This window comes from Shewanella sp. SM55, from assembly GCF_025654025.1.
GTDB classification, from domain to species: Bacteria; Pseudomonadota; Gammaproteobacteria; order Enterobacterales; family Shewanellaceae; genus Shewanella; species Shewanella oncorhynchi.
This window is the reverse complement of record NZ_JAKKRS010000023.1, coordinates 34,555-41,012: the sequence shown is the minus strand read 5'-3', so window position 1 is coordinate 41,012 and position 6,458 is coordinate 34,555. Positions and strand designations below refer to the sequence as shown.

Below are 6,458 nucleotides of genomic sequence, written 5' to 3'. Positions count from 1 at the left end.
CGCAAAGATGCACCAACGCATCAATGTACACGTTGCTACAAACCTTGGTGGCCTGATGATTTACGCCCAGTGTTCAGTGATAGTTGCCCGAACTGTTTTGCTGAGTTGCGGCAAATAACCAAAATTGAACCGTTGATAACTGACTAATGGCTAAATCCCTGTAAGGCATAGCAAGGAATGCTGAAATGCCGATAACGACACTTATCGGCACATCTAATCCCTTCCACACAAAGCTGCGCACAATGTATATTATGTTAAATGCGCTCTGTATGGTTCCCATCGCCGCTCTGTTTGTGTGTGGCTTGTCATTCCAAATGAGTTTTGTGTCATTTCGTGAGTCTGACTTTTGTTATTATATATCAAGGCTATAATTCACTCCCCCAACAGTTTTGCTCCATTATGGTGCAAAACTGTTCATCCAGAGCGCATTAAACTTTGTGTTTGCTGCTTTTTGACAAAGTGCATCTCACACGCAGCTATGCGAACACTTTTGAAGTATAGATGACGTGTTGAAATGAATTTTATGAAACAATGCCCCAATCAAATCATGTTGCTCCATTAGAATGATTACTTACAATAATTCATAGGTTTACTAAGCTTATATTTCCACTGCTTAATCTTACCGACTAATTTGTTTTAATGTTGATGACGTGATTTATCAACATCGGAGTCGTTCGAACCCATCACCAGTTCCACTTGACTGTATCTTAAACAATTTAATCGTCGCTACGTGAATGCTTTGGTATATTGGACTCGCAAACTAGCCAGAAACACCTAGCAACGCGCTTATGCTTGTCCAAAAAGTCACAATAAAATACTAAGATGTTGCCGATTTTGAGCCGCCATGGACATAAATATGTCATTTTCAGGAGTTTTATATATATCGAGTGAAGCGCCCTAACCTTCTTTTGGACAAAAATCATTATGTGTACTAGCTCATATATGAACTGACAGCGTTGATTAAATAGCTAGACTTAATCGGACAATCTCAACTCGACCCCATCCAGCTCATTTCTGGACAGAAACGCGCTAGATTATTTGCTCTAATTTGGATGGTTCAGATGAGAAAAATATAGGGCAAAAATTTAAGGCTAACGTCCCTAATGCGAACTAAACAGTCCTTTGTGCAATATCGGATATCATAGAATAAAAAATTCTACATGGCTAAATTCAACGTCATAAGGGCAGTAGCCACCACATTCGAGACATTAACCATTTATATGAAGTACATTAGGATTAGATTTTTAATCGATAAGCCAGCTTTAAACAGAGAGTAATAATTCGATAAAATGAAAAACAAGCCAATGATGAACACAAATAGTTAAATTTCTACCCCTTACCAATAAATTTCTTTACTGTTTTTAAATTTTTAAGTCTATTTTTTAGTAAAAAAATGGTTATTATAAAGGTGAATAAACAACTTAAACCATTACAAAGGGTATACATATGTTCATTAAACCAGGACCGAAAAGAGAAAATGATGATGGAACGCCGGATAAAAGACAACGTACTAACACACCAAATAAACATAAGCCGTTAAAACCACATGATCACAAACCAGGTGATTAACTTAGACCTAAATTTTTTAAAGTTAAAAAAATTCGTTCCCCATTTTATGGGAAAATAAAACCCAAGTTTTCTTGGGTTTTTTATTTTGCCCTTTATTTTTCCACTTTACTATCCAGCTCATTGCGGGGCAGAAGTTCGTTAGATCAATATGGGGTCGCCTCAGAAAACGGAAAATAAAGCACGCTAAGCCCTTACTTACCCAGATGTTTGACTGTTCGTGGCACTTTCACCATGGCAATTGCAATTGCCCAACCCTTGCAAAATGCCGCACGCCTCTACAGATCGAGAGCCAGAACACTTCTCGCGCAAATCAACCAAGTGCCGTTTTAACTGCAACAGCGCGGATACACGCATTTCCACCTGTTGAATATGGGCCTCCAGCAGCGTGTTGACCTCCCCACAGTCCTGCATCGGGTTGTCTCGCAGACCCAGCAATGCGCGAATCTCGCTCAACGTCATCTCGAGCGAACGGCAATGACGGATGAATTGCAAGCGCTCAATGTGCGCCTCACCGTACAGCCGGAAGTTGCCACCGCTTCGCGCTGGCTTCGGCAGTAGCCCTTCCTTCTCGTAGTAGCGGATGGTCACGACCTCGCACCCAGAGCGCTTGGCGAGGTCGCCAATTCTGATTTCCATGCATCAATCTCCAATTATCACTTGACTCTATAGTGACTATAGAGATTTTAATGGAGGCTGAATAGAAGATTTTCAGGAGTTACTCATGAGCGAATGCGCTTCAAAGGGGTGTGGCTGCACGACTGAGCCGATCATCCAACCCACGGCACCGGCCCCGCTGGCAACCGGATCGGCTCAAGCGGTGTACCGCATCGAGAACATGGATTGCCCGACCGAAGAGGCGCTGATCCGAAGCAAACTGGCCGGTCTGGCGGGGGTGGCGGGTCTTGAATTCAACCTGATGCAACGTACCTTGGCCGTGCGACACGAATTGCCTTCGTTGTCTCCCGTCGAGCAGGCGCTGAAGGCCATCGGCATGCAAGCTGTGCGCATGGATCAGGCGTCGGCCGAGCAGACGACCAAGCTGTCCATTGCCAAGATGGATTGCCCGACCGAAGAGACGTTGATCCGCAACAAGCTCGGCACCGTGGCCGGTGTTGCTGATCTCGATTTCAACCTGATGCAGCGCACGCTGTCGGTACGCCATGCGAACCAGGTTCTGCCAGACGTGCTCGTGGCACTGCAAGCGCTTGGATTCGAGGCGCAGGTCGTGGACACGGCAGAGGTCGCATCTCCATCCGCCGCCCCTGTGACCACGCCGACCAACTGGTGGCCGCTGGGCATCTCCTTGGTCACTGCATCGGCGGCCGAGGCGGTCTACTGGCTCCACAACGGCAATCACTGGTCGGTTGTCGTTCTGGCGCTTGTCGCGGTCTTCACGGGTGGCCTCTCCACCTACGAGAAGGGGTGGATTGCGCTCAAGAACCGTAATCTCAACATGAACGCCCTCATGTCGATTGCGGTCACGGGTGCCATGTTGATCGGCCACTGGCCCGAAGCGGCAATGGTGATGGTACTGTTCGCGCTGGCCGAGGTAATCGAAGCCAAATCGCTGGATCGCGCTCGTAACGCTATCCGTGGCCTGCTCGACCTGACCCCGGAACAGGCCACGGTACAGCAGGCTGACGGCACATGGCGCGAGGTGGGCGCCAAGCAAATCACCATCGGCGCCCGCGTCCGGGTCAAACCAGGTGAGCGCATCGCCCTTGATGGTGAGGTGCTGGAAGGCCGCTCTGCCGTCAACCAAGCCCCGATCACGGGTGAAAGCCTCCCGGTCGAAAAATCCCCCGGTGATTCGGTGTTCGCTGGCACGATCAACGAATCCGGCTCGTTCGAGTACCGCGTCACCGCCTTGGCCAACAACTCCACTTTGGCCCGGATCATTCACGCGGTAGAGGCTGCGCAAGGTAGTCGTGCGCCGACTCAGCGTTTTGTCGATCAGTTCGCCCGCTGGTACACCCCCGTTGTATTCGGCGTTGCCATCGCCGTCGCGTTGTTGCCGCCGCTGTTCATGGGTGCGGCATGGCTCGACTGGATCTACCGTGCATTGGTTCTGCTGGTGGTCGCCTGCCCGTGCGCACTGGTGATCTCTACACCGGTCAGCATCGTCAGCGGCCTGGCCGCCGCCGCCCGCCACGGCATTCTCATCAAAGGTGGCGTCTATCTGGAAGAAGGCCGCAAGCTGCGCTGGCTGGCTCTGGACAAGACCGGCACGATCACGCACGGCAAGCCCGCACAGACCGACTTTGTCACATGGGGCAATGCACTCGCCTCGGACAGCCGCAGCATCGCTGCCAGTCTGGCGGCCCGCTCGGACCATCCTGTATCCAAGGCGGTGGCACTGGCCGCGCAGACGGACGGGGTTGCCTTGCTCGACGTGGCCGAATTCAACGCGCTGCCCGGTCGGGGTGTGCAGGGCCAAATCAACGGTGAAACCTACCATCTTGGCAACCAGCGGATGCTAGAAGAGCTGGGGCAGCGTACTCCCGAGCTGGAACAGCGCATCGCGGCGCTGGAAACCATGGGTAAAACTGTCGTGATGTTGGTCAGCGCAAAAGGGGTTCATGCCTTATTTGCCGTAGCGGACACCATCAAGGAAAGCAGCAGGAGCGCCATTGCCGAGCTTCATGCACTGGGCATCAACACCATGATGCTGACCGGCGACAACCCCCACACGGCACAGGCCATTGCCGCACAAGCCGGGATCGACCGTGCGCAAGGCAATCTGCTCCCAGACGACAAACTGCGCGAAGTTGAGCTACTGGCCATAAAGGGCAAGGTCGGCATGGTCGGTGATGGCATCAACGATGCCCCGGCCTTGGCGCGTGCGGACATCGGCTTTGCCATGGGAGCGGCTGGCACAGATACCGCCATCGAGACCGCTGACGTGGCCCTGATGGACGACAACCTGGGCAAGATTCCGACCTTCGTGCGCCTGTCGCGTGCGACGGCGCAGGTGCTGATGCAAAACATTGTGCTGGCCCTTGGCATCAAGGCAGTATTTCTGGTGCTGACCTTCACGGGTCAAGCGACCATGTGGATGGCGGTGTTTGCTGATATGGGGGCCAGCTTGCTCGTCGTTGGCAATGGCTTGAGGCTGTTGCGCAAATGAGCTGGAAATTCTTTCTCTACGACTGGGGTGGTCTGAACATCGCGTTGTTCCAAGCCATCAACATGAGCACACCTGCAGCGCTGGAACCGCTGGCATCGTTCTTCAACCTTGTGATAGGCAACTACTGGACTGCACCACTGATGCTCTTGGCGATGTGGGGATGGTCAAAGTCGGCACCTGACCCAACGCGGGCCGATGCCATCCGGTACAGACTCAGAGTCTTTAGCGTGGCCTTTGCGTTGGCATTTCTCGTCGCCACCATCTTGAAGCTATGGATCGACTTTCCACGCCCGCCTGCCGTTTTTGGCGACATGGTGCGCGTTATCGGGGGCATCGAACGACACTACAGCCTGCCCAGCGGGCATGCCACCTATGCCGCGCTGGTGGTCGGCGCGCTCTGGCCTTTGATAGGCCGTCGTGGCCGCATCGGCTTGGTGTTGTACGCCGCATTGGTCGGTTGGTCACGCATCGCAGCCGGAATGCACTTTCCTGCCGATGTGCTGGCGGGGTGGGTACTTGGATTGAGTTGCACGGCGCTCGCCGGGTGGCTGATGCCGCTGGCCGCCCCTGTGTGGCAATCGGCTCGCCGCACATCGACTTGGGTCTGGTTCGCAGTGGCCGCCAGTGCTGTCATGACCGATCAGCTCGCAAAGTTCGCCATCACCCGCACGTTTGCCTACGGTGAACAGGTCGAAGTCACGCCCTTCTTCAACTTCGTCCATGTCCTGAATCCCGGCGCGGCATTCAGCTTTCTGGCGAACGCTGGCGGCTGGCAACGTTACTTTTTCATCACGCTGGGCCTGGTCGTTTCTGCTTGGCTGGGACGCATGCTGTGCCAGCAATTGCCCCGTCTCGAAGCGATGGGATACAGCCTGATCCTCGGCGGTGCGCTGGGCAATGTCGCGGATCGTGTGCTGCGTGGACAGGTTGTTGATTTCCTTGACTTCCATTGGCGACTTGCGCACTGGCCCGCCTTCAACCTCGCTGATGTGGCGATAACTATCGGAGCGCTCTGCCTGTTCTTGACGGTTGTACCGAAAAGCAGTAAAGGCACAGAGGCCGAGGTGTCCGGTTAAGCTATACCCTAACCTGATGTCAGATGCCATGTGTAAATTGCGTCAGGATAGGATTGAATTTTGAATTTATTGACATATCTCGTTGAAGGTCATAGAGTCTTCCCTGACATTTTGCAGGGAATTCCATGACTGGACAGCGCATTGGGTATATCAGGGTCAGCACCTTCGACCAGAACCCGGAACGGCAACTGGAAGGCGTCAAGGTTGATCGCGCTTTTAGCGACAAGGCATCCGGCAAGGATGTCAAGCGTCCGCAACTGGAAGCGCTGATAAGCTTCGCCCGCACCGGCGACACCGTGGTGGTGCATAGCATGGATCGCCTGGCGCGCAATCTCGATGATTTGCGCCGGATCGTGCAAACGCTGACACAACGCGGCGTGCATATCGAATTCGTCAAGGAACACCTCAGTTTTACTGGCGAAGACTCTCCGATGGCGAACCTGATGCTCTCGGTGATGGGCGCGTTCGCCGAGTTCGAGCGCGCCCTGATCCGCGAGCGTCAGCGCGAGGGTATTGCGCTCGCCAAGCAACGCGGGGCTTACCGTGGCAGGAAGAAATCCCTGTCGTCTGAGCGTATTGCCGAACTGCGCCAACGTGTCGAGGCTGGCGAGCAAAAGACCAAGCTTGCTCGTGAATTCGGAATCAGTCGCGAAACCCTGTATCAATACTTGAGAACGGATCAGTAA

General features: G+C 53.1%; 5 protein-coding genes. 3 read left to right on the top strand and 2 right to left on the bottom strand.

All coding sequences use genetic code 11. The features are described from left to right. Positions 1–73 precede the first annotated feature (73 nt). Positions 74–280 carry a hypothetical protein gene (locus L5L91_RS21960; RefSeq protein WP_263237762.1) on the bottom strand — a complete coding sequence of 69 codons (207 nt, stop codon included), beginning with the start codon at positions 278–280 and terminating at the stop codon, positions 74–76. 1,484 nt (positions 281–1,764) lie between these two features. After that, complete coding sequence (gene cadR, locus L5L91_RS21955; RefSeq protein WP_011638890.1) at positions 1,765–2,205, bottom strand: Cd(II)/Pb(II)-responsive transcriptional regulator; 441 nt, start codon at positions 2,203–2,205, stop codon at positions 1,765–1,767. Positions 2,206–2,290: 85 nt separating this feature from the next. Here cadR and L5L91_RS21950 point away from each other — a divergent pair, with 85 nt between their 5' ends. The 3 genes from L5L91_RS21950 (at position 2,291) to L5L91_RS21940 (ending at position 6,458) form a co-directional block, all read left to right on the top strand. Next, positions 2,291–4,696, top strand: coding sequence for a heavy metal translocating P-type ATPase (locus L5L91_RS21950; RefSeq protein ID WP_263237761.1), 2,406 nt, complete (start codon positions 2,291–2,293; stop codon positions 4,694–4,696). Next, on the top strand, positions 4,693–5,772 hold the full coding sequence (lspA, locus tag L5L91_RS21945) for a signal peptidase II (RefSeq protein WP_011638892.1): 1,080 nt from the start codon (positions 4,693–4,695) through the stop codon (positions 5,770–5,772). The genes L5L91_RS21950 and lspA overlap by 4 nt, the downstream gene beginning before the upstream one ends. Before the next feature lie 125 nt (positions 5,773–5,897). Then, on the top strand, positions 5,898–6,458 hold the full coding sequence (locus L5L91_RS21940) for a recombinase family protein (RefSeq protein ID WP_000147567.1): 561 nt from the start codon (positions 5,898–5,900) through the stop codon (positions 6,456–6,458).